Origin of the sequence: Zavarzinia marina (assembly GCF_021568905.1) — a bacterium.
Classification (GTDB): Bacteria; Pseudomonadota; Alphaproteobacteria; order Zavarziniales; family Zavarziniaceae; genus Zavarzinia; species Zavarzinia marina.
In genome coordinates this window covers 38,717-62,098 of sequence record NZ_JAKGSB010000007.1, presented here as the reverse complement: position 1 = coordinate 62,098, position 23,382 = coordinate 38,717, and the positions used below count along the sequence as shown (strand labels likewise).

The 23,382-nt window shown below is 68.3% G+C and carries 18 protein-coding genes; 11 read left to right on the top strand and 7 right to left on the bottom strand.

Features of this window, described 5'->3' with window-relative positions; genetic code table 11:
• Nucleotides 1-14: 14 nt before the first annotated feature.
• Nucleotides 15-1,742 carry an adenylate/guanylate cyclase domain-containing protein gene (locus tag L2U69_RS16905; RefSeq protein WP_236108310.1) on the top strand — a complete coding sequence of 576 codons (1,728 nt, stop codon included), beginning with the start codon at nt 15-17 and terminating at the stop codon, nt 1,740-1,742.
• Nucleotides 1,743-1,798: 56 nt separating this feature from the next.
• Here the strand turns inward: L2U69_RS16905 and L2U69_RS16900 are convergent, their stop codons facing one another.
• Entirely contained in the window at nt 1,799-2,455 is a 657-nt protein-coding gene (locus tag L2U69_RS16900) for a histidine phosphatase family protein (RefSeq protein ID WP_236108309.1), read from the bottom strand.
• 182 nt (nt 2,456-2,637) lie between these two features.
• Between L2U69_RS16900 and L2U69_RS16895 the strand changes: the two genes are divergently transcribed.
• Nucleotides 2,638-4,689: an N-acyl-D-amino-acid deacylase family protein gene (locus L2U69_RS16895; RefSeq protein ID WP_236108308.1), complete on the top strand. Its 2,052-nt coding sequence runs from the start codon at nt 2,638-2,640 to the stop codon at nt 4,687-4,689.
• 16 nt (nt 4,690-4,705) lie between these two features.
• On the opposite strand, the gene L2U69_RS16890 is transcribed toward L2U69_RS16895, so the two are convergent.
• Entirely contained in the window at nt 4,706-6,070 is a 1,365-nt protein-coding gene (locus L2U69_RS16890; protein WP_236108307.1) for a formimidoylglutamate deiminase, read from the bottom strand.
• A gap of 86 nt (nt 6,071-6,156) precedes the next feature.
• Between L2U69_RS16890 and hutI the strand changes: the two genes are divergently transcribed.
• The 7 genes from hutI to L2U69_RS16855 all read left to right on the top strand — a co-directional run bounded on the left by hutI (nt 6,157) and on the right by L2U69_RS16855 (nt 15,116).
• On the top strand, nt 6,157-7,371 hold the full coding sequence (gene hutI / locus L2U69_RS16885) for an imidazolonepropionase (protein ID WP_236108306.1): 1,215 nt from the start codon (nt 6,157-6,159) through the stop codon (nt 7,369-7,371).
• A complete protein-coding gene (hutG, locus tag L2U69_RS16880) occupies nt 7,368-8,171 on the top strand; it encodes an N-formylglutamate deformylase (protein ID WP_236108305.1) in 804 nt (267 codons plus the stop codon). Before hutI ends, hutG begins: the two co-directional genes overlap by 4 nt.
• 17 nt (nt 8,172-8,188) lie before the next feature.
• Nucleotides 8,189-9,862: a urocanate hydratase gene (gene hutU, locus L2U69_RS16875; protein WP_236108304.1), complete on the top strand. Its 1,674-nt coding sequence runs from the start codon at nt 8,189-8,191 to the stop codon at nt 9,860-9,862.
• An 11-nt stretch (nt 9,863-9,873) separates the two neighbouring features.
• Complete coding sequence (locus L2U69_RS16870) at nt 9,874-10,476, top strand: HutD/Ves family protein (protein WP_236108303.1); 603 nt, start codon at nt 9,874-9,876, stop codon at nt 10,474-10,476.
• A 313-nt stretch (nt 10,477-10,789) separates the two neighbouring features.
• Entirely contained in the window at nt 10,790-12,268 is a 1,479-nt protein-coding gene (locus L2U69_RS16865) for an ABC transporter substrate-binding protein (RefSeq protein ID WP_236108302.1), read from the top strand.
• 98 nt (nt 12,269-12,366) lie between these two features.
• Complete coding sequence (locus tag L2U69_RS16860) at nt 12,367-13,722, top strand: LLM class flavin-dependent oxidoreductase (RefSeq protein ID WP_236108301.1); 1,356 nt, start codon at nt 12,367-12,369, stop codon at nt 13,720-13,722.
• A gap of 26 nt (nt 13,723-13,748) precedes the next feature.
• On the top strand, nt 13,749-15,116 hold the full coding sequence (locus L2U69_RS16855; protein ID WP_236108300.1) for an LLM class flavin-dependent oxidoreductase: 1,368 nt from the start codon (nt 13,749-13,751) through the stop codon (nt 15,114-15,116).
• On the opposite strand, the gene L2U69_RS16850 is transcribed toward L2U69_RS16855, so the two are convergent.
• Both L2U69_RS16850 and L2U69_RS16845 read right to left on the bottom strand, forming a co-directional pair.
• Nucleotides 15,091-16,224, bottom strand: a complete 1,134-nt coding sequence (locus tag L2U69_RS16850) for an acyl-CoA dehydrogenase family protein (protein WP_236108299.1) — start codon at nt 16,222-16,224, stop codon at nt 15,091-15,093. The two genes, L2U69_RS16855 and L2U69_RS16850, sit on opposite strands and share 26 nt — an antisense overlap.
• Nucleotides 16,221-17,447: a CaiB/BaiF CoA transferase family protein gene (locus L2U69_RS16845; protein WP_236108298.1), complete on the bottom strand. Its 1,227-nt coding sequence runs from the start codon at nt 17,445-17,447 to the stop codon at nt 16,221-16,223. Before L2U69_RS16845 ends, L2U69_RS16850 begins: the two co-directional genes overlap by 4 nt.
• Nucleotides 17,448-17,546: 99 nt before the next feature.
• Between L2U69_RS16845 and L2U69_RS16840 the strand changes: the two genes are divergently transcribed.
• On the top strand, nt 17,547-18,452 hold the full coding sequence (locus L2U69_RS16840; RefSeq protein ID WP_236108297.1) for a LysR family transcriptional regulator: 906 nt from the start codon (nt 17,547-17,549) through the stop codon (nt 18,450-18,452).
• A 3-nt stretch (nt 18,453-18,455) separates the two neighbouring features.
• On the opposite strand, the gene L2U69_RS16835 is transcribed toward L2U69_RS16840, so the two are convergent.
• The 3 genes from L2U69_RS16835 to L2U69_RS16825 form a co-directional block, all read right to left on the bottom strand.
• Nucleotides 18,456-19,574, bottom strand: coding sequence for an aromatic ring-hydroxylating oxygenase subunit alpha (locus L2U69_RS16835; RefSeq protein ID WP_236108296.1), 1,119 nt, complete (start codon nt 19,572-19,574; stop codon nt 18,456-18,458).
• 22 nt (nt 19,575-19,596) lie between these two features.
• On the bottom strand, nt 19,597-21,132 hold the full coding sequence (gene hutH, locus L2U69_RS16830; RefSeq protein ID WP_268967437.1) for a histidine ammonia-lyase: 1,536 nt from the start codon (nt 21,130-21,132) through the stop codon (nt 19,597-19,599).
• Between the two features lie 139 nt (nt 21,133-21,271).
• Complete coding sequence (locus L2U69_RS16825) at nt 21,272-22,165, bottom strand: LysR substrate-binding domain-containing protein (RefSeq protein ID WP_236108295.1); 894 nt, start codon at nt 22,163-22,165, stop codon at nt 21,272-21,274.
• A 153-nt stretch (nt 22,166-22,318) separates the two neighbouring features.
• Here L2U69_RS16825 and L2U69_RS16820 point away from each other — a divergent pair, with 153 nt between their 5' ends.
• Nucleotides 22,319-23,371 (top strand): aromatic ring-hydroxylating dioxygenase subunit alpha, encoded by a 1,053-nt coding sequence (locus tag L2U69_RS16820; protein ID WP_236108294.1) that lies wholly within the window; start codon nt 22,319-22,321, stop codon nt 23,369-23,371.
• Nucleotides 23,372-23,382: the final 11 nt, after the last annotated feature.

Genomic DNA, 23,382 nt, shown 5'->3' with positions numbered 1-23,382 from the left:
CGAGGTGCGCGCCGATGAGTGACGCGCCGCTCACCGCCGAGGCGCTCGGCCCCCGTTCCCGTCTGATGGCGATCGAGACCTCGCTGCGGCTGTGGTCGGGCATCGTCATGTTCGTCTTCGTCTCTCTGCATCTGATCAATCATGCGATGGGCATCATCGGGCTCGAGGTCATGACCGAGGTGCAGACCTGGCGCGTCTGGCTGTGGCAGACTTGGCCCGGGACGGTGCTGCTCTACGGCGCCTTCGTCGTCCATTTGACGCTGGTGCTGCGGCGCCTGCTCCGGCGGCGCACCCTTTGGATGCCCTGGGACGAGGCGGTGCAGATCCTGCTCGGCCTGACGATCCCCTATCTGGTGATCGATCATGTGGTGACCATGCGGATCGGCCATTGGGGGCGTCCGGACGAAGTCGAATACGGCAAGGTGCTGGCGTGGCTCTGGGATTCACGGGCGGATCTGCAACTCGCCATCCTGACGTGCGCCTGGGTCCATGGCTGCATCGGCCTGACCCAGATGCTCCGCTCGCGCCAGGGGTTCCGGCGCTGGCGCAATTTCTGGACCGCTTTCGTCGTCCTCGTGCCGATCCTGGCCTTTTCCGGCTTCATCGGCGCGACGCGCCAGGCCCGCGAGCCGGCGCCGGCGCCCGCCGCCGGCAGCTACGGCGGGGGCTATGGACGTGACGACTACGGCGCGGCCGCCGCGGAGACGGCGGACGACGACCCGGTCAAGCATCTCTATCCGATCATCGATACCTCGCGATACGTCTTCCTCGGCCTGGCGGGCTCGGTTCTGATGTTCATCGGCGTGCGGCAGACCGTGCGGCGCCGGGCCGGCCGGGCGACCGTCCGGTTCGTCGGCCATCGCGAGATCAAGGTGACCAAGGGGACCAGCGTGCTGGAGGCGAGCCGCATCGCCCGCGTTCCCCATCCCGCGATGTGCGGCGGGCGCGGGCGGTGTTCGACCTGCCGTGTCGCGATCGGCGTCGGGGCCGACAAATTGCCGCCGCCCAACGATCTGGAAGCGGCGATGCTGAAGCGGATCGGCGCGCCCGGGAACGTCCGCCTGGCCTGCCAGCTCCGGGTCGCCGACGATATTTCGGCGCAGATCCTGTTGCCCATCCTGCCGCAGACCGAGCGCCAGCAGTCGATGGACGATACCTATCGCTGGGGGGCGGAGCGGCGGGTCACGGTGGTGGTGGTCGACATCCGGGCCTTCAACGGCCTGACGCGGCGCCTCACCCCCTATGACATGACGCTGATCATCAACACCTTCATCAAGGAGATGAGCCAGGAGGCGGAAGCCCACGGCGGCCGCGTCGACAGTTTCATGACCGACCGGCTGCTGGCGGTCTTCGGCCTGGACGACCGGGAGGGGGCCGGCGCTTCCTGCGCGCTGGGCGCTTCGCGCGCGATGCTGTCGACCATGGAGGCGCTGAACGACAAGTTCGCCGCCGCGCTGCCCTTTCCGCTGCGTATCGGCATCGGCGTCCATACGGGCACGGCGATCGTCACGGTGATCGGCGACCCGTCTCGCGGCCTGCTGTTGACCGCCATCGGCGATACGGTCTCCGTCGCGGCGCGGCTTCAGGACGCGACCAAGGAATTCATGGTCGATTGCGTGGTCTCGGACGAGACGGCCAAGGCCGCCGGCGAAAACCTGCCGAAACTGGCCGCCAAGACCCTGGCCCTCGGCGACGAGGAAGCCGTGATCGGCCTGCACGGCCTGACCGCCCTCAAGGCCTGAGACCATGTCGGGCACCCGGCGGCCGCGGGACGGCCTTCGCGAGGCGCGGCTCCGGATCAGCTCCTGAGCGCGGACGCGCCGTCGGCTGCCATGCTCGCGGTCGACACCAGGCGCACACTGCCGTCTGGCGCGAGATGCCAGACCGCGTCGTGCGGCGCCGGCAGCGCCACGGTCGCCTCCCGCTCCAGGCCTTCGTGAACGCCCCGCAGCAGCCGGCCGAAGATGCTGTGGGTGACCACCACGGCGGGACCCGCCAGATCGCGGAGGAAAGCTTCCGCCCGCCGCCGGGCGGCGTCATAGGCTTCGCCGTCCGGCGCCTCGAAATACCATTGGGGTTTCGGCACGGCCGCGAGGCGGGCGGCCCAGGCCGCCTTCACCTCGGACCGTGTACGGCCTTCCCAGTCGCCCAGCGCCACCTCGCGAAGCGCCGCGTCGGCGATCGGGGGCGGCCCCGGCCAGCGGCCGCGGATGATCGAAGCCGTCGCCAGGGCCCGGGGCAGGGGACTGCAGATCAAGGGCAGGCCCGGCCTGTCGTGGAGCAGGCGGGCCAGGCAATCGCCGGCCGCCGAAGCCTGGTCGCGGCCGGTCGCCGTCAATGGCGAATCCCGCAGGCCCTGGAACCGTTTTTCACGATTCCAGACGGTCTCGCCATGGCGCACGAGAAAGAGATCGTGTCGCGCGGCGCGGCCTGTCGGTTCGAGCGGATCATTCATTGTCGTGTCCCGAGGCGTAGTGTAGGCCGCCACCGGCGAAATCCCGGCAGGGTTTGTTCGCGAAGACGACCCCGAGCGCGCACCGACGATCACCGTCGGGATGATGCACCCGAGGCGGGTCGGCGGAGAAGAGCGGGAATGCGCGCGACCACCCGGTCCGGTGGGGCGGGACGTCATCCGCCTTGAAACCGGGTGTGAAGGTCCCGTTCCACACCATGCTGATCGATGGCGCGTCGATCCTCGGCATCTCGTCCCGCCGTCAAATTCCCGCCATCGGCATCGTGGTCATCGTCGCCGTGGCGCTCGATCGCCTGCGCCGCAAGAAGATCCGGGCCCGGGGATTTTCCTGGGTGATCGGCTTTCCGTCTCGACAGGGACTTCCGCACGGGGCAGGAATGGATCGGCGGACGGCCGGGGGCCGGCCGGGCAAGACGAAACAACGGCCGGAAAGGCCGGACCGGGGAGAGGGGACGATGTTCGATACAGTGATCAGGGCGGGATCCGTGGTGGATGGGACCGGCGCCGCCGCGCGGACGGCCGACATCGGCATCAAGGACGGCGCGATTGCGGAAATCGGCCGGATCACCGGGCCGGCGCGGCGGACGATCGACGCCGATGGCGCGCTGGTGACGCCCGGCTGGATCGACGCCCACACCCATTACGACGGCCAGGTCACCTGGGACGAGCGGCTCGAAGGCTCGGCCGCGAACGGCGTCACGACGGTCGTCATGGGCAATTGCGGCGTCGGCTTCGCCCCCGTGAGGCCGGGCGAGGCGGAAGCCCTGATCGATCTCATGGAAGGGGTCGAGGACATTCCCGGCACGGCGCTGCACGAGGGCATGCCCTGGGGCGCCTGGGAGAGCTTCGAGGATTATCTCCATTACCTCGACGGCCGGCGCTGGACCATGGACGTCGGCGCGCAGATCGGCCATGGCGCGCTTCGCTTCTACGTCATGGGCGAGCGCGCGACCCGGGACCACGCGGCGACGGCGGAGGACGTCGCGCGCATGGCGGCCATCGCCGAAGGCGCCGCGCGGGCGGGCGCCGTCGGTTTCTCGACTTCGCGCATCCAGGGCCACCGCTCGCTCTCCGGCGACCCGGTGCCCGGTACTTTCGCGGCGGAGGACGAGCTTCTGGCCATCGCCCGGGGCCTGAAGGCGGGCGGCGGCGGCGTGCTGCAGGCGATCGGCGCCAACACGACCGGGCAATTGCCGGGACTGCCGCCGGAACAGGCGCCGTTGCTGGACGAGGTGGCGATGTTCGCGCGGCTGTCGCGCGCGACCGATCAGCGGGTGGTCTTCACGACCGTGCAGATCGCCTCCCAGCCCGGTGTCTGGCGCGACGTGCTCGACGCGACGGCGGCCGAGAACGGCCGGGGCGCGAAGCTCGCCCCGATGATCGCATCGAGGCCAGTGACCTTCCTGGCCTCGCTCCTCGCCTATCATCCCTTCATGCGCCGGCCGACCTATCTGCGCCTCGCCGATCTGCCCAGGGCCGAAATGCTGCGCGAATTGCGCAAGCCCGAGGTGAAGGCGGCGATCCTGGCCGAGGACAATGTGCCGACCGGTCGGCCGGGGGCGACGGAGAATGCCTTGCCCGGCTTTTACGCCATGCTGCTGCCCATGATGTTCAAGATGGGCCCGGGCTTCGACTACGAACCGACCTTCGACCAGTCGATCGGCGCCCTGGCGGCGGCGGCGAACCGGGATCCGGTCGACTATTTCTACGACTATCTGCTCGAGGACGAGGGCCGGACGGTCGCCGTTTTCCTCGGCTCCAACTTCGTCGACGGCAATCTGGACGTCTGCCGCGAGATGCTGATGGACCCGAACAGCGTCACCGGGCTTTCGGACGCCGGCGCCCATGTCCGTTTCATCTGCGACATGTCCATGCCGACCTATGGTCTGACCCATTGGGTCAGGGGGCGGTCGCGGGGCGCGCGCCTGCCGGTCGAACTGGTGGTGTCCAAGGCGACGTCGGTGCCGGCGCGCCTGTTCGGCTTCGCCGATCGCGGCACGCTCGAGGTCGGCAAACGGGCGGACGTCAATGTGATCGACCTCGACAATCTGCGTGACCACATGCCGGAACTCCATGCCGACCTGCCGGCGGGCGGCGCCCGCTTCCTCCAGCTTTCGACGGGCTATCTCGCGACGCTGGCCCATGGCGAGGTGACGCGCCTGAATGACGAGGACACCGGGGCCCGCCCGGGCCGGGTGGTGCGCCCCACGCGCTGAGCCGGTCGGAAGACGTTCAGGCGGCGAGGAGCCGGCGCAGCGCGGATCTGTAGCGGGGCTCGATCCGGTCGCGCGCCTCGTGGCGGCCGTTGCGGACCTGATGGCGGCCGGCGGACCAGACGTCGGTGACGAGGCGGTCGTCGCCGGCGAAGAGCCAGGCGTCCAGAATGCGGTCGCCCTTCCGTCCGTCGAGGGCGAGGGCGTCACCGTCCAGCGCGACGAGATCGGCGAGGCGGCCGGGCGCGATGCAGCCGGCGTCGCGGCCGAGAGCCCGACCGCCGCCGGCCAGGACCGCCTCATAGAGCGTTCGGCCGTTCGAGGCGTCTTCCGGGCAGATCACGGCGCGCGACTGATGGGACAGGCGCTGGCCGTATTCGAGCAGGCGCAATTCCTCGGCAAGGGCGATGCGGACGTTGGAGTCGGAACCGACGCCATAGGTGCCGCCCGCCCCGGTGAAATCCGCCATGGGGAAGAGGCCGTCGCCGAGATTGGCCTCCGTGATCGGGCAGAGCCCGGCGACGGCACCGCTTCCGGCCAGGGCCTCGGTTTCGGACCCGGTCATATGGGTGGCGTGGATCAGGCACCAGGCGGCGTCGATCGGCAGATTGTCGAGTAGCCAGGCGACCGGCCGGGCGCCGAGCCATGCCTCGACGTCCCGGACTTCGCGCATCTGTTCGGCGATATGGATATGGATCGGGCCGCCGGCGAAGGCGGTGGTGGCGGCGCGCAGCAGGTCGGGCGTGGTCGCGCGCAGCGAATGGGGCGCGATGCCGAGACGGCAGTCGGCCGGCAGGGCGGCGATCGCCCGCGCCGCCGAGGCCATCAGGCGCTCGAAGCGCGGCAGGTCGCAGCCGAAGCGGCCCTGCGCCGGCTCCAGCGGCTTTCCGCCCGCGCCACCATGGGCATAGAGCACCGGCAGATGGGTGAGGCCGATGCCGGTCTCCGCCGCCGCTTCGGCCACCCGGGCCGACATCTCGCCGATGTCGGCATAATCGGCGCCGTCGGGCGCATGGTGCAGGTAGTGGAATTCGGCGACGGCGGCATAGCCCGCCTCCAGCATCTCCATCTGGACCTGGGCGGCGATCGCTTGCACGTCGTCCGGCGTCAGATGGGCCGTGAAGCGATACATCAGGTCGCGCCAGGTCCAGAAACTGTCGCGTCCCCGGCCGCGATGTTCCGTCAGGCCGGCCATGGCGCGCTGGAACGCGTGGCTGTGCAGATTGGCGGGGGCGGGCAGCAAGATCGCGACGCGCAGGTCGCCGGGCTCGGCCCGGCCCCCGGCCTCTACCGTGCCGATCCCGCCATCCGGGCGTAGGATGATCCGAACCCCTGTCGCCCAGCCCGCGGGCAGCAGGGCCTGATCCGCGAAAATCACCGTCATCGGCCTGCCTTTTATTGACTAGACAATAATGTTGCCTCTACGATGAAAGGCAAGCGGTTTCTCCGCAGGGATTGAGGGAACCGAGTATGTCCGCCGCATCATTTGTCTTGATAAAAGCGCGCATCGCGACCATGGCCGAACCTTCCGGCTATGGCCTTCTGGACGATGGCGCCATCGTCGTCGCCGATGGTCGCATCCAATTCGTCGGCGGGCGAGGGGATCTGCCGCGGCAATTCGCGGCCTGGCCCCATATCGATCTGGGCGGCCGGCTGGTGACGCCGGCACTGATCGACTGCCACACCCATCTCGTCCATGGCGGCAGCCGGGCGCGGGAATTCGAGATGCGGCTCGAAGGCGCCAGCTATGCCGAGATCGCGGCGGCCGGCGGCGGCATCATGTCGACCGTGCGGGCCACCCGTGCCGCCGCGGCGGACCAGCTTCTGGCCGGCGCGCTCGGCCGCCTCGACGCCCTGCTGGCGGAAGGGACGGGGACGGTCGAGGTGAAATCGGGCTATGGCCTCGACCTCGAGAATGAATTGAAGATGCTGCGGGTGGCACGCGATCTGGCCCGGCACCGCAAGGTGCGGATCCGCACCACCTTTCTCGGGGCCCATGCCCTGCCGCCCGAATTCGCCGGCCGACCGGACGATTTCATCGATTTCCTGTGCCATGAGGTGCTGCCCGCCGCCCATGCCCAGGGACTGGTCGACGCGGTCGATGCCTTCTGCGAGGGGATCGCCTTCTCGGTGGCGCAGACCCGGCGCATGTTCGAGGCGGCGACGGTCCTGGGCCTGCCCGTGAAGATCCATGCCGAACAGCTCTCCAACCTCGGCGGGGCGGCGCTGGCCGCGCAGTTCGACGGTCTTTCGGCGGATCACATCGAATATCTGGACGAGGCAGGCGTGGCCGCCATGGCGCGGGCGGGCACCGTCGCCACCCTGCTGCCCGGTGCCTTCTACTGCCTGCGCGAAACCCAGATGCCGCCGATCGGGCGGCTGAAGGGGGCCGGGGTGCCGATCGCGCTTTCGACCGACTGCAACCCGGGCACTTCCCCCCTGACCTCCCTGCTGCTGACCATGAACATGGGCTGCACCCTGTTCCGCCTGACCCCGGCGGAGGCGCTGGCGGGGGTCACCGTCAATGCGGCCAGGGCGCTCGGCCTTGGCGACGAGACGGGTTCCATCGAAGTCGGCAAGGCCGCGGATCTCGCCGTCTTCGACGTGGCGGATCCGGCCGAGCTTTCCTATCGGATCGGTTTCAATCCCCTGCACGCGCGTTTCCTCGAAGGGGTCGAGGCATGACGCCGGTCGGCGTGATCCGGGGCGACGGCCCCGTCATCCTGGGCCAGCCCCATGGCGGCACCTTCGTGCCCAACGATATCGCCGCCGCCCTCAATGCGACCGGGCGGGCCTTGGCGGATACGGACTGGCATATCGACCGGCTCTATGACGGGCTCCTTCCCGGCGCCACGGTCGTGCACGCCAATTTCCATCGCTATGTGATCGACGCCAATCGCGATCCTTCCGGCCGATCGCTCTATCCCGGGCAGAACACGACGGGTCTCGTGCCCGAGACGGATTTCGACGGCCGGCCGATCTGGAAACCGGGCCAGGCGCCCGATGCCGCGGAAGTGGAGCGCCGGCGCCTTGCCTTCCACGCGCCCTATCACGCGGCGCTGGCGGCGGAGGTCGAGCGCCTGCGGACAATCCATCCCATGGTGGTGCTCTACGACTGCCATTCGATCCGCTCCGACATCCCGTTTCTGTTCGAGGGGCGTCTGCCGGTCTTCAACATCGGCAACAACGCGGGCGCCACCTGTTCGGACGAGATTCTGACGGCGGTCGCCGAGGTCGCGAAGGCGGCCGGGCGCGATGGCTTCGATCACGTGGTCAACGGCCGCTTCAAGGGCGGCTGGACCACGCGGCATTACGGCCGGCCGGAGACGGGCGTGCACGCGATCCAGATGGAACTCGGCCAGCGCGCCTATCTGAGCGCGGAAGCCGCCCCCTGGTCCTTTGATCCGGCCGTGGCCGGCCAACTTCGACCCTATCTGCGCGACATGCTTCAGGCGATCGAGGCGATCGCCCGCCGCGCCGCCTGACCCCGAGGAGTGATGAGATGAGCAACCCCCGCCACAACACCCGCGAAGTGCGGGCCCCGCGCGGCACCGAACTGAACGCCAAGAGTTGGCTGACCGAAGCGCCGCTGCGCATGCTCATGAACAATCTCGACGCCGAAGTGGCGGAGAATCCGAACGAACTGGTGGTCTATGGCGGCATCGGCCGCGCGGCGCGCACCTGGGACGATTTCGACCGCATCGTCGCCAGCCTGAAGACGCTGGAGAACGACGAGACCCTGCTGGTTCAGTCCGGCAAGCCGGTCGGCGTGTTCAAGACCCACGCCGACGCGCCCCGGGTGCTGATCGCCAATTCCAACCTGGTGCCGAACTGGGCGACCTGGGACCATTTCAACGAACTCGACCGCAAGGGCCTGATGATGTACGGCCAGATGACGGCCGGCTCGTGGATCTATATCGGCACCCAGGGCATCGTCCAGGGCACCTATGAAACCTTCGTCGAGGCGGGGCGCCAGCATTTCGACGGCAATCTGAAGGGCAAATGGATCTTGACCGGCGGCCTCGGCGGCATGGGCGGGGCGCAGCCCCTGGCGGCGACCATGGCCGGCGCCTCCTGCATCGCGGTCGAATGCGATCCCGACCATATCGATTTCCGCCTGCGCACCCGTTACGTCGACGTGAAGGCCGAGACCATCGACGAGGCCGTGGCCATCGTCGAGAAGGCCCATGCCGAGGGCAAGGCGATCTCCGTCGGTCTGCTCGGCAATGCCGCCGACGTCTTCCCCGAAATGGTGAGGCGCGGCATTCGCCCCGACATCGTCACCGACCAGACTTCCGCGCATGATCCGATCAACGGCTACCTGCCGGCGGGCTGGACCCTGGCCGAATGGAAGGCCGCGCGTGAGAGCGATCCGAAGCGGGTCGAGGCGGCGGCCAAGGCGTCGATGAAGGTCCATGTCGAGGCCATGCTGGATTTCTGGCGCATGGGCATCCCGACGCTGGACTACGGCAACAACATCCGCCAGCGCGCCTTCGACGAGGGGCTGACGGATGCCTTCGATTTCCCCGGCTTCGTGCCGGCCTATATCCGCCCGCAATTCTGCCGGGGCATCGGCCCGTTCCGCTGGGCCGCCCTCTCGGGCGATCCGGAGGACATCTACAGGACCGACGCCAAGGTGAAGGAACTGCTGCCGGACAATGCCCATCTCCACAATTGGCTGGACATGGCGCGGGAACGCATCGCCTTCCAGGGCCTGCCGGCGCGGATCTGCTGGGTTGGTCTCGGCGACCGTCATCGCCTCGGCCTCGCCTTCAACGAGATGGTGCGGAACGGCGAATTGAAGGCGCCGATCGTGATCGGCCGCGATCATCTCGACTCGGGGTCCGTCGCCTCGCCCAACCGCGAGACGGAAGCGATGAAGGACGGGTCCGACGCCGTCTCCGACTGGCCGCTGCTCAATGCCCTGCTGAATTGCGCCTCCGGCGCCACCTGGGTCTCGCTGCATCATGGCGGCGGCGTCGGCATGGGCTTCAGCCAGCATTCGGGCATGGTCGTCTGCTGCGACGGCACGGCCGAAGCGGACGCGCGCATCGGCCGCGTGCTGTGGAACGATCCGGCGACCGGCGTCATGCGCCATGCCGACGCCGGCTACGACATCGCCCTCGACTGCGCCCGCGACAAGGGCCTGCGCCTGCCCGGCATCCTGGGCAACTGAGGGCAGGGCGGATGGCGGCCCCGGTCCATCGCCTGCTGCCGGCGGCCGCCCATCGCACCATGCCCTGGGCCAATGGTGGCGGCACCACGGCGGAGATCGCGATCTTCCCGCCCGATGCCGCCATCGCCGCCCGCGATTTCGACTGGCGGATCAGCATGGCACGGGTCGCGGCGGACGGGCCTTTTTCCGCCCTTGCCGGCTACGACCGCATCCTCACCCTGACCGCCGGCGCGGGCATGACCCTGGAGGGCCCGGACGGCCTGCGCTTCGTTCTCGACCAGGTGGGGGATCAGGCGAGCTTTCCGGGCGACTGGCCGCTCGACGCGCATCTGCATGGCGGCGCGATCGAGGATCTCAACGTCATGGTTCGGCGCGGGGTTCATGCCGCCCGGGCCGACGTGCTGCGTGTCTCCGGCGTCGGCGGTTTTCCGCTGGCGGAGACGAGCGTGGTGGTCGTCCTCGCGGGCGGTTTTCGCCTTGCCGGCGGGCCGGATCTGGCGCCGCGCGACGCCGCCTCGATCACGGGGGGCATCGGGGGATGGCAGAGCCTGACGGGCAGTGGCATGCTGGTCGCCGTACAGCTTTACCGCATCCTCTCCCCGCTTGATGTCTGAACAATAGCGGGCGGCGGTTTTCGCCCTGCGTCGCGCGCTTCGACGCGCGTGCTTGCCTTTTTCCGGGCATCACCTGACCAAAAAAGCGGCACGGCGCCGGCGGCGATCGCCATCTGCCAAGGAAATATTCAATTCCTCGCCTTTATGTCTTTACAAATCACAGGGATGTGGGACGATTTTCGAAGACCGGATGGAGGCCCGCGCGGCGGGCAGGGGATGGAAGAACGAGGAGGCCGAGATGGCGTTTTCCAATGGCATAGGGCGTCGCGATTTTCTCATCGGCTCGGCTGCGGCCGCCGGTGCGATCGGTCTGATGCCGCGCAGGCTCCTGGCGGCGACGCCGAAGAAGGGCGGCACGCTGCGGGTGGGGATCGGCGATTTCGCCGCCGTCGACAGTCTCGACCCCGCGCTCTACTCCACCTATTTCCAGCTCTTCATCTTCCGCCAGCTCTACAACAACCTGATCGAATTCGGCCCCGGCGGCGTGCTGGTGCCGGAACTGGCCGAAAGCTGGGAAGGCTCCGCCGATGCGAAGACCTGGGTCTTCAAGCTGCGCCAGGGCGTCACCTTCCATGACGGCAGCGAATTCACCGCCGAGGACGCGGTCTATTCCCTGAACCGCCACCGCGAGGAAGGCACGACCTCTTCGGCCGCGCCGATCTTGAAGCCGGTCTCCGACGTGAAGGCGACGGGCAAATACGAACTGACCGTCGTGCTGAGCGACGGCAACGTCAGCTTCCCCGACATCATGACCCTCGAGACCCTGGGCATGGTGAAGAACGGCACGACCGATTTCTCGAAGGGCATCGGCACCGGCGGCTACATGCTCGTGTCGCTCGAGCCGGGCGTCAAATCGGTGGTGAAGCGCAATCCCAACTACTGGAAGGAAGGCCGCGCCCATTTCGACGCGGTCGAGATGATCTGCATCAAGGATGCGGCGGCCCGGACCTCCGCCCTCGTTTCGGGCGATATCGACGCCTATAATTTCGTCGACCTGAAGACCGCCGGCCTCCTGAAGCGGAACAAGGACGTGCAGCTCCTCTCGGTCGCGGGCAAGGCGCATTACACCTTCCCCATGCTGATGGATGCCGATCCCTTCACCAACATCGACGTCCGCACGGCGATGAAATACGCCATCGACCGCGAGGAGATGGTGAAGGTGATCGCGGGCGGTTTCGCCTCGGTCGGCAACGATCAGCCGATCACGCCGTCCTACCAGTTCTACAATCCGGACCTGAAGCCCAAGGCCTATGATCCGGACAAGGCCAAGTTCCACCTGAAGAAGGCGGGCCACGACAGCCTGTCGGTCGAGCTCTTCGTCTCCGAGACGCCGTTCACCGGCGCGACCGACGCGGCCGTGCTGTTCCGCGAGCAGGCGCTGAAGGCCGGCATCGACATCAAGGTGACGAAGACGCCGGAAGACGGCTACTGGGACAACATCTGGTTCAAGAAGCCCTTCTGCGCCGCGCGCTGGTCGGGCCGCGCGAACGAGGACGCCATGCTCTCGCTCGCCTATTCGACCGACGGCATCGCCGCCGGCTGGAACGAGACCCATATGTCCGATCCGAAGCTCGACCAGATGATGGTCGCGGCGCGGACCGAGTTCGACCTCGCGAAGCGTCGCCAGCTCTACTACGACATGCAGACCCTGATCTCCGAGACCGGCGGCCAGATCTGCCCGGTGGTGGCGAATTTCGTCGACGCCGCCTCGACCAAGGTGATGTTCGGCGAGCTCGGCTCCGACTTCTCCATGGACGGCGGCCGGTTCGCGGAACGCTGGTGGTTCGCCTGACCGCCATGACCTGAACGGTCCACATAGGGGGAGGGGTGCTTGGCGGCACCCCTCCCTTTTTCTTTGTCTTGCTTCTCATCGGTAAGGGGATTTCGGCGATGGCTGAGCGTGGAAAGATGGCGCTGGCACTTCTGGCGCAGGCCCACGGGCTGCACCCCGCGGGCTGGATGAAGGCCCCGGGCGCCACCGACGGCACCAACGATATCGACTATCACGTCGCCATGGCCCAACTCGCCGAGAAGGGGAAATTCGACCTCTTCTTCATCGCCGACACGCCGGCGGCGCGGACCGACAATCTGGACGCCTGGTCGCGCTACATCCCCTATATGAACTGCCTGGAGCCGATCACCCTGCTGACCGCGCTGGCCGGCCATACCAGCCGCATCGGCCTCGGCGGCACGGCTTCGACCAGTTTCTACGAGCCCTATAACCTCGCCCGTCTCTACGGCTCGCTCGATCATATTTCCCATGGCCGCGCGGCCTGGAACGTCGTCACCTCGGGCAACAATTACGCCGCCCGCAATTTCGGCGAGGACAAGCTGGCGCCCCACGCCCGGCGTTACGCGCGGGCGAAGGAATTCGTCGAGATCGTCAAGGCGCTGTGGGACACCTATGACGACGACGCCGTCGTCTTCGACAAGGCGCGCGGCGTCTATTTCGATCCCGCCAAATTCCACGTCCTCGACCACCAGGGCGAATTCTTCAAGATGCATTCGGCCCTGAACCTCGCCCGCTGCCCCCAGGGGCAGCCGGTGATCATCCAGGCCGGCGCGTCCGACGCGGGCAAGGAGTTGGCGGCCGAGACGGCGGAAGTGGTCTTCAATTCGGACGACACGCCGGAAGCGGCCAAGGCCTATTACGACGACGTGAAGGGCCGCATGGCGAAGTTCGGCCGCACGCCCGACGAGATCAGGGTTCTCGCCGGGCTGACGCCGACGATCGGCGAAAGCCGCTGGGAGGCAGAGGACAAGCACCGCACCCTGCAGGAGATGATCCATCCCCTGGTCGGCAAGATCCGCGTCGCCTCGGATCTCGAGGCGGATGTTTCCGACCTCGATCCGGACCAGCCCATCCCGCTCGACCGGATCCCGAAATCGGCCAATCTGCACACGCGCTATTTCCAGCAGATCGTCGCCATGATCACGGAACAGAAGCTGACGCTCCGCCAGCTCTGGCAGCGCTACGAGCGGGGCAACAAGCGCGTGATCGGCACCCCGGCGGATGTCGCCGACGCGATGGAGGAATGGTTCTCCCTCGGCGCCTGCGACGGTTACATGGTGATCTTCCCGACCCTGCCCGACGGGCTGGAAGCCTTCGTCGCCGGCGTCGTGCCGGAATTGCAGCGCCGGGGTCTCTACAAGCTCGACTACGAAGGCACGACCCTGCGTGAACACCTGGGGTTCAGGCGGCCCGAAAGCCGCTACGCGCGGGCCGGCATGAAGGCGGCCGGCTGAGCCGGAACGACGGAAGGTATCTGACGATGACGAAAAGCGGTAACCAGATGGCGCTCGCCCTGCTCGCCCATGTGACGGGGGCGCATCCGTCCTCCTGGATGGCGTCGGCGCGGACGACCAATCCCTCGAACGACGTCGATTATTTCGCCGACATGGCGGCGCTTGCCGAGGCCGGGCGCTTCGATCTCTTCTTCCTGGCCGATACGCCGGCGGCGCGGACCGAGAACCTGGACGCCTGGTCGCGCTATCCGATGTATATGAACATCCTGGAGCCGGTCACCCTGCTGACCGCGCTCGCCGGGCGGACAAGGCACATCGGCCTCGGCGGCACGGCCTCCACCAGCTTCCACGAGCCCTATAATCTGGCGCGTCTCTTCGGCTCGCTCGATCACATCAGCAAGGGCCGGGCGGCGTGGAACGTCGTCACCTCGTCCAATGATTATGCCGCGCGGAATTTCGGCCTGCACGCCATGCCGCCCCATGCCCGGCGCTACGACCGGGCGCGGGAATTCGTCGATGTGGTGAAGGCGCTGTGGGATACCTATGACGACGACGCCATCGTCTTCGACAGGGAGAACGGCGTCTATTTCGATCCCGCCAGGTTCCATCCCCTCGATCATGACGGCGAATTCATCAAGCTGCATGGCGCCCTCAATCTGGCGCGCAGCCCGCAGGGCCGGCCGGTGATCATCCAGGCCGGCTCGTCCGAAGCGGGCAAGGAACTGGCGGCGGAGACGGCGGAAGTGGTCTTCACCTCCCACGAGACGCTGGCGGCGGCCCAGGCCTTCTATCGCGACCTGAAGGGGCGCATGGCGAAATTCGGCCGCACCCCCGACCAGTTGAAGATTCTGGCCGGCCTGTCCCCGACCGTGGCCGAGAGCAAGGCGGCGGCGGAGGCCAGGCATCAGGCCCTGCAGGACATGATCCATCCCACCGTCGGCTATCAGCGGATCGGCATGGATCTGGAGGCCGATCTCTCCGACCTCGATCCCGATCAGCCCATCCCGCTGGACCGCATTCCGAAGTCGGCCAATCTGTCGACGGTCTATTTCGAACAGATCGTGCGCCTGATCCGGGACGAGCGCCTGACGCCGCGCCAGCTCTGGCAGCGCTACGAGCGCGGCAACGCCCCGGCGCGCGGCACGGCGACAGAGATCGCCGACCGGATGGAGGAATGGTTCACCCAGGGCGCCTGCGACGGCTTCATGCTGACCTTCCCGGTGCTGCCCGCCGGCCTCGCCGATTTCGTCGCCGAGGTGGTACCGGCGTTGCAGGGCCGCGGCCTCCTGCGGCGGGAATACGAGGGGGAGACGCTCCGCGATCACCTCGGCCTGAACCGGCCCGCCAGCCGCTACGCCGCGCCCGCCGTCAGGCCAGCAGGTGTCGCGCGATGATGCCGCGCTGGACTTCCGACGATCCCTCGTAGATCCGCATGATGCGCAGGTCGCGCACCCGGCGTTCCAGGGGCAGGGCGGCGGTATAGCCATAACCGCCGTGGATCTGCAGGGCGAGGTCCGCCACCCGGCCCGCCGCTTCGGAGGCGTGCAGCTTGGCCATGGCGGCGTCGAGGGAATAGCGCTCGCCCGTGCCGCGCTTCCGCGCCGCCGCCTCGGTCAGCAGGCGGGCGGCGCGAAGCTGGGTCGCCATGTCGGCGATCATCCATTGGATGCCCTGATAGTCGGACAGCATCTGTCCGCCGATCGGGCGCTGCCTGGCCCAGGCCACGGCTTCGTCGAGTGAGGCTTGCGCGATGCCGAGGCACATGGCCGCGACCTCGATCCGGCCGTTGTCCAGCACCGTCATGGCCGTCCTGAAGCCGCTGCCTTCCGGCCCGAGGCGCGCCGTGGCCGGCAGGCGGCAGTCGAAGGACAATTCGAAGACATGGCCGCCCTTCATGCCCATGGTCGGCTCCGGCGGGCCGGCGGTGAAGCCCGGCGTGCCCTTCTCTACGACGAAGGCGCTGATCCCCCGGTGGCCGGCATCGGGGTCGGTGACGGCGAAGACGACGATGAAATCGGCGACGCCACCGTTCGAGATGAAGTGCTTCACCCCGCTCAGGCGGTAACCATCGCCGTCCCGGATGGCGCGGCATTTCATGTCGGCCGGGTTGGAACCGGCGCGGGGTTCGGTCAGGGCGAAGGCGCCGAGGATATCGCCCCTCGCGGCGGCGGGCAGCCAGCGCGCGCGGGCGGGATCGTCACCGCCGATCAGGATCGCGTCACTCGCCAGGAAATGAGCGGTCAGGGCGGAGGCGGTGCCGCCGCAGGCACCCGCGACGGCCTCGACCGCCAGCGCCAGCGCAGGCGCCGAAAGCCCGGGCCCGCCCCAGGCTTCCGGCAGATTCATGCCCATGGCGCCCAGCGCCGCCAGTGCCTTCAGTTGCGCGTCGGGAAAACGGGCCTCGGCGTCGCAGGCTTGGGCCGAAGGCGCGATCGCCTCGGCGCAGAGGCGGCGGATCTGGTCGAGGGCGATGGTATCCGTCTCGGCGAGGGGCGTGGTCATGAGCGGTCTTCCCGAGTGATGGTGCCGTCGGCGGCGAGGGTGGCGATCCCTGTGTCGTCCAGCGAAAGCCAGCGCGACAGGACATCGGCATTGTCGGCGCCGAGAGCCGGTGCCGGGCGCTGGCCGCCCCGGGGCAGGCCCGCGAAATGGACCGGCTGTTCCATCGCCGGGATCGGGCCGAGCCGCGGATGCCCGGTCTCGCCGATCAGGCCCCGCGCCCGGACATGCTCGCCCTCGAACACGGCGGCGGCCTCGGCGATCGCCGCGGCGGGAACACCGGCGGCGGACAGGGCGGCGACCGCTTCCGCCACCGTCCAGCGGGCAAGCCCTGCCTCGATCCGCGCGCGCAGGATCGCCTCGTGTTCCGTGCGCCTGGCGTCGCTGGCGAAGCGGGGATCATCCGCCAGATCCGGCTGATCCAGGGTTTCCGCCAGATGGCGGAACTGGGTCTGGTTCAGCACGCAGATGACCAGATGGCCGTCGCGCGCCCGATAGGCGCCGAAGGGCGTCGACAGGGGATGGCGGTTGCCCACCCTCGTCGGCGCGCCGGCGCCGAACATCCATTGCGCCACGGCGGTCGGCAACAGGGCGACCAGGGAATCGACCATGGCGATATCGAGCCGGCGGCCCCGCCCGGTCCGCTCCCGTTCGAGGAGGGCGGCGAGGATCGACCAGGAGGCGAACAGCCCGGCGGCGAGATCACCGATCGACTCGCCGGTCTTCATGGGGCTGCCCGCCGCCTCTCCGGTCAGGGCCATGAAACCCGAGAGCGCCTGGGCGACCAGATCGAAGGCGGGCAGGGCGGCGTTCGGGCCCGACTGCCCGAAGCCCGAGATGCTGGCATAGACGAGGCGGGGATCGGCCGCCATCAGGCGTTCCGCGTCGAGACCGAGGCGGGCGGCGACGCCGGGCCGGAAATTCTCGACGACGACGTCGGCCCGCGCCGCGAGATCCCGCGCCAGGGCTTGTCCCGCCGGCTGTTTCAGGTCGATGGCGATGCCGCGCTTGTTGCGGTTCACCAGTTGGAACAGCGCGCTCTGTCCTTCGCGGAACGGGCCGACGTGACGATAGTCGTCTCCCTGAGGCGCCTCCACCTTCACCACTTCGGCGCCGAGATCGGCGAGCAGGGCGGTGCAATAGGGGCCGGAGAGCACGCGGGTGAAGTCGAGGATGCGGAGGCCGGCGAGGGGGCCGGTCGAAGGGGCGGGATCGGACTGGGTCATCGGCGGTGTTCCCGGACGGCGGGATGCCGTCGACGGGCGCCATTGTCCGCCGGCCGTGATATAACGAAAAATATCGTTTTTTCATTATGGATATAGGGAATGGCTATATCGACGACGGTGCGTCACCTGCGGACCCTGATCGCGGTGGCGGAGGCGGGCAGCACGGCGGGGGCGGCGCGGGCGCTCAACCTGTCCCAGCCCTCGGTCTCGGTCGCGCTGCGCGAACTGGAGGCGATCCTGGGACGGGATCTGTTCCAGCGCCTGCCGGCGCGCGGCCTGGTGCCGACCGAATTCGGCCTGCGCAAACTGGCGGAGGCGCGGCGCCTTTCCGCCCTGCTCGCCGGTTTCGAAGCGCCGGTGGCGACGGACGGCGGCGAGGTCGCGGGCCATGTCGCCTTCGGCTATTTCTCGACCCTTGGCCCGCAATATGTGCCGGCGGTGCTGCGCCGCATGGTGGCGCGCCATCCCGGGGTCTCGGTCTCGATCCACGAGGGCGATCTCGACGGCCTGAACCGGCGCGTCGCCGCCGGGCGGATCGAACTGGCGCTCACCTATGACGTCGAGATCGGGCCGGGCCTCGCGGCGGAGACGGTGGGCGAACTGCGGCCCTATGTCCTGCTGCCGGCTGGCCATCGGCTTGCGGCGCAGGAGGCGGTGACGGTCGGGGATCTGGCGGCGGAACCCTTCGTCCTGGTGGATCTGCCGCTGTCGCGGGAATTCCTGCTCTCGCCGTTTCGCGCGGCGGGGATCGAGCCGCGCATCGCCTATCGCGCGACCTCCCTCGAGATGGTGTTCGGGCTGGTGGCCAACGGGCTCGGCGTGTCCTTGCTGATCACGCGGCGCGAAGGGGCGCGGGCCCATGACGGGTGGCGCGTGATCCGCCGGCCGCTGGCCGGCAGCGCCATGCGTCAGGGCGTGGTGATCGTCGGCCCGGCCGATCAGCCGCGCACCGCGCCGGCCGAGGCGCTGGCCGCCTGCATCCGGGCGGAACTGGCCGGCGCCTGAGGCTCAGATATCGGCCAGGCGATCGGCCATGAAGCGGTAGAAATCGACGATCGTGCCTTCCAGATCGTCCGGCGCCAGCAAGCCCGGGACATAGGCGCGCGAGCGCAGGCCCTTGATCAGGGTTTCCAGCTTCGCCTTGTCCTCGGCGTTGAAGGCGTTGCACAGCGCGACATAGGGCGCCACTTCCGGCGCGTCGACGCTGTCGACATAGCCGGCGACACCCCAATGGATCGCCACCTCGCCCACGCCTTTCGGCCGCAGGCAGAGATAGAGCGTGAAATGGGAGGCATAGGAGACGACGAAACTGGGGAAGACGCAGAACAGCGTCGAATGGCGGCGATGCGTCTCGGGCAGTCGCGGGTGATAGGGCGTGCGCTCCGGCGTGTCCGGCGAATAATGGGATTCATAGGCCGTATAATCGACCGTGCCGGGGATCTTGCGGCACAGGCTGGTCGGCGTGATCGGGTGCAGGGTGCGGGGATGGGTGGGGGTCAGGTGGTACCCCTCCATGAAATTCTCGACCAGGCATTTCCAGTTCGTGGCCCAGACATCGTCCGTCACGAAGACGCTGATCCGGTCCTGATGCTGGAACGGATCGATATGGGGCAGCAGGCCTTCGAGCCGGGGGGCCAGGGGCGCGGCTTTCCCGTCCAGATTGACGAAGACGAAATTCTGCCAAAGCTCGGTCCGGAACGGGATCAGGCCGCAGTCCGCCTTGTCGAAGCCCGGCACCTTGTCCATCAGCGGCGCGGCGACGAGGCCGCCGTCGTCCTTGTAACTCCAGGCGTGATAGGCGCAGGAGAACAGCCTGGCATTGCCCTTGCCCTCGGCGACGACATTGCCCCGGTGGCGGCAGACGTTGGAGAGCACGCGCACCGCGCCGTCCCGGCCCCGGACCACCAGCAGCGGCTCGCCCACCAGGTCGGTGGTGAAATAGTCGCCGGGTTTCGGGATCTCGCCGGCATGGCCGAGGCAGACCCATTCCTTGCGGAACACCGCCTCTTCCTCGAGCGTGAGGAAATCGGCGTCTGTATAGAAGGGCGCCGGCATGGCGCGCGGCACGGCCGGCGGCGCCGTCGCGAAGGGTTCGAGGGCTTCGAGGATCGTCTGGACCGTGGACATGGGAACCTCGCCTCGCGTTTGATCAGGACAATGAGGGGAAGGGGATGTCGCCCACCGCGGCGATCAGGGCGCCGGAGCGGACCAGGGCGGCGGCGGCCTCGATGTCGGGCGCCATCAGGCGATCGTCCTCCAGCGCCGGTACGACGGCGCGGACCGCGGCGACGGCACCGGCCAGCGGTGTCGAGGTCTGCAACGGCGCGCGCAACTCGATGCCCTGCGCCCCGGTCAGGGCCTCGACCCCCAGGATGACGGACAGATTGGCGTTCATCTCCATCAGGCGCCGCGCGCCATGGGCGGCCATCGAGACATGGTCTTCCTGATTGGCGCTGGTCGGCGTCGAGTCGACGGAACAGGGGGCGGCGCGCTGCTTGTTCTCGGACATCAGGGCGGCGGTGGTCACTTCCGCGATCATGAAGCCGGAATTGACCCCCGGGCGCGGGCTGAGAAAAGCGGGCAGGCCGAAGTTCAGGGCGGGATCCACCAGGGTGGCGATGCGGCGCTGGGCGATGGCGCCGATCTCGGCGATGGCGAGCGCGGTCTGGTCGGCGGCGAAGGCCACGGGTTCGGCGTGGAAATTGCCGCCGGAAACGATGACGCCGGCTTCCGTCAGCACCAGGGGATTGTCGGTGACCGCATTCGCCTCGGTCTCCAGGGTGGCGCCGACCTGGCGCAGCAGGTCGATGCAGGCGCCGGTCACCTGGGGCTGGCAGCGCATGCAATAGGGATCCTGCACGCGGGTGTCGCCGGTGAGATGCGAGACGCAGATGCTCGAGGTGGAGACCAGGGCATGCAGCGTGGCACCGGCATCGATCTGGCCCCGATGGCCGCGCAGGGCATGGATCTCCGCCCGGAACGGCGCCATGGAGGCCATGGCGGCATCGACGCTGAGGGCGCCGGTGACGAGGGCCGACTGCGCCAGCACGAAGGCGTCGAACAGGCCGGCCAGCGCCATGGCCGTCGACACCTGGGTGCCGTTGATCATGGCGAGGCCTTCCTTAGGCCCGAGCACCACGGGCGACAGCCCGGCGGCGGCCAGTGCCGCGCCGCCGGTCGTGCGCGTGCCGTCGAAGAAGGCTTCGCCCTCGCCGATCATGACGGCGGTCATATGGGCGAGCGGCGCGAGATCGCCCGACGCCCCGACCGAGCCCTGGCCCGGCACCACCGGGGTCACACCCTTGGCCAGCATGGCCTCGAGCAGTTCGATCAGCTCGAAACGGACACCCGAGGCGCCGCGCCCCAGCGAGACCAGCTTCAGCGCCAGCATCAGGCGCACCACGGGCTCGGGCAGGGGGGCGCCGACGCCGGAGGAATGGGACAGGATCAGGTTGCGCTGGAGCGTGGCGGTCTCGGCCGGGGCGATGCGCGTGCTGGCCAGCTTGCCGAAGCCCGTATTGACGCCATAGACCGCGGGGCCATCGGCCGCGGCGGCGACCATGGCGGCGGCGGCGTCGATCGCCGGACGCATGGCCCGGTCGAGGACGGCGGTACAGTCGCCCCGGTAGATCCGCCGCAGATCGTCCAGGGTGACGGAGCCGGGGGTCAGGGTGATCGCGGACATGACGGGTCTCCAGAACTGCCGGCGCCGGCGGCATCGTCCATCAGCCTCTCGCAGACGTTTGGTTTTGTACAGACAAAAATAAGCGCGAAGAGAACCTTTGTTGATGGAGGCGGCGAATGAGGGGCTTTATGTCGGCTCATTATCGAAACCCCATGGCTTCGCCGAGCAGCCAGTCGAGAAAATCGCGGGCCCCGGGCTTGCGGATCGTGGCATCGTTCCAGGCGACGAAATAGGGCACGGGCATGGGCAGTTCCAGGTCCGACAGGATGGCGAGGCGCCCGCTCGCCACGTCGTCGGCGATGAAGCAGCGCTGGCCGAGGGCGACGCCCTCGCCCCGGACGGCGGCATCCAGGGCGACGCCCGACAGGGAATAGAGCCGTTCCGGTGCCGGCAAGCGCGGCGCGATGCCGGCGGCGGCGAACCAGTCGTCCCAGGTCGGGCCGTTCGGATGGTCCGGGCGCCAGTCGATATGGATCAGGGGCAGACGGGCGATCGCCGCCGGGGACGAGAGTTCCGCCGCCAGGCGCGGGCTCGCCACCGGTACCACGCGGTCGACGAAGAGCTCGGCGGAACGGTGGTGCAGCACGACGCGCGAGCCATAGGTCAGGCGGAAATCCACCGTGCCGTTCTCCAGCCCGTCCTCCCGGTGGTGGCCTTCGAGGCGCAGATCGATGAAGTCGCGCGACTGCTGCCAGCCGTAGACCCGGGGCGCCAGCCATTTCACCATCAGGGAGGGCAGCGCGCTGACGGCGAGCCCGGCGATGCCTCGCTCCAGCAGCTTCTGGGCGTCGCGCAGGCGCTCGAAGCCTTCGAACACCAGTTCGAAATAGGGCTTGCCGGCGGCCGTCAGTTCCAGCCGGCGGCCGGTGCGGCGGAACAGGGCACGGCCCACGTGATCCTCGAGCAGGCGGAGCTGCTGGCTGACCGCGCCGGGCGAGACGCCCAATTCCTCCGCCGCGCGGGCGACGCCGCCGTGGCGGCAGATCGCCTCGAAGGTCTCGAGGGCGCGGAGCGGGGGCAGGCGGCGGGCCACGGCATGTTCCTGACTTTAGTCGATCTAAAGTAATTTAGCATGATTTCTCTATTTTCTGCGGGTTTCGCATTAGCCATCATGAATTTGAAACCGTGATCGCCCAGGCCATGGCCGTCCGATGACGAGGCCGGCCCAACCGTTTCGAGGTTCGACATGTATTTGCGCAATCACACCTGGTACGTCGCGGATTGGGGCCATGCGGTCACGCGGGACCTGCGCCAGATCGAGATCATGGGCGAGAAGATCGTGATCTATCGGACGGAGTCCGGGGCACCCGCGGCGCTGGAGGATGCCTGTCCGCACCGCAAGCTGCCGCTGTCCATGGGCCGGCTGAAGGGCGACCAGGTGGAATGCGGCTATCACGGCCTGACCTTCGATTGCGCCGGCACCTGTGTGCGCGTGCCCGGCCAGTCCCTGATCCCGGCCAAGGCCCATATCCGGTCCTATCCGGTCGTGGAGCGTTATGATCTGGTCTGGATCTGGATGGGCGATCCGGCGCTCGCCGATCCGGACAAGATCCTGGAGATCGAGCATTGGGGCGATCCCGCCTGGGGTTTCAATACCGGGCCGGTGATGGATCTCGACTGCAATTATCTGCTGGTTACCGACAATCTGCTCGACCCCTCCCATGTCTCATGGGTGCATCAGTCGTCCTTCGCGCAATCGGCCTGCGAGGAGACGCCGCTCGACATCGACATCGCGGGCGACGGCGTCACCGTCTCGCGCTGGATGAATGACGTCGAGGTCGCTCCCCTCTATCAGCCGCTGGTGCCGTTCGAGGGCCATTGCGACCGGCTTCAGCACTATGAGGTGCGCTTCCCCAGCCTCGCCGTGATCAAGGCGCTGTTCACGCCGGCCGGCAAGGGCGGCCGGAACAGGCCGGTGCCGGACGATGCCTTCATCATGGAATCCTACAACCTGATGACGCCGGTGAACGAAAAGCGGACGCGCTACTACTGGTTCCAGCTCCGCAACGTGAAGCCCGAATGCGCCGAAACCTCCGCCTTCATGTCGAAAAGCATCAAGGCCGCCTTCGACGAGGACAAGGAGATCCTGAACGCGGTGCAGAAGGGCCTGGATACGGCGCGGACCCGCCCGATCGACCTCGCCATCGACGGCGGCCCGCTGCGCTTCCGCCGTCTGCTGGACCGGATGATCGCGGCGGAGAACGATCCCCCCGGCGCCACCGGCCAGGCGGCGGAGTGAGGGGGCGGCTC